General features: G+C 66.4%; 1 protein-coding gene. It reads right to left on the minus strand.

Going from position 1 to position 628, the window contains the following annotated elements:
• Positions 1-316 (minus strand): hypothetical protein (locus tag FS320_RS44720; protein ID WP_152718814.1); only part of this gene is annotated, 316 nt, incomplete at its 3' end.
• Positions 317-628 lie beyond the last annotated feature (312 nt).

Raw genomic sequence — 628 nt, forward strand, 5'->3', positions numbered from 1 at the left:
GCTCCGCCTCCTGCCAGTCCCGAGGGGACAGTTCCCGCACGAAATGCGCCGCGGTGACCAGGAGCCGGGGCGAGGTGTAGAACCACGCCGTAGCCCGCTCGCCGAAGATTTCCTCTCCGGCGGCATTGCGCCGGGGCTCGTTGAAGTACCGGACGATGCTGACGACGGAGCGGGCCAGCTCGGAGGGGTCGACGCAGGATGCAACCTTGTCCTGCGCCCAAGACCGCGCGGCGGTTGCGTCAAGCCCGACAAGAACCGGAAGCAGCGCCAAGCCGATAGCGCAAAGCTTCGCCCGGACGTGCGATGGAGTGTCCATGCATTTCCCCGTTTTCCGCGTCTGGAACTGCGGAACATCGGGGCGACGCTGACACAACAGATCCAGAACGCCCTCTCAACCATTGGCCATCGGACGTGTTCCCCGACTGCGACGTTCGGTGCGGTTTCGGACACGTCCCGACGGCGAAAGATCTCCAGGAAGATCGGGCTGCGCAACGGCACTGGATTCGGTGCCGGTGTCCGGACATGTCAAGCGGATGGCCCACCCGGTCAAGCACGGCCTGCCCCCTCAGATACCCTCTCCGGGCTGATTCTGCCGGGAGCCGGGACCCGCAGCGGGCAGGCTCCGCCC

Origin of the sequence: Microvirga tunisiensis (genome assembly GCF_009296175.1) — a bacterium.
GTDB lineage: Bacteria > Pseudomonadota > Alphaproteobacteria > Rhizobiales > Beijerinckiaceae > Microvirga > Microvirga tunisiensis.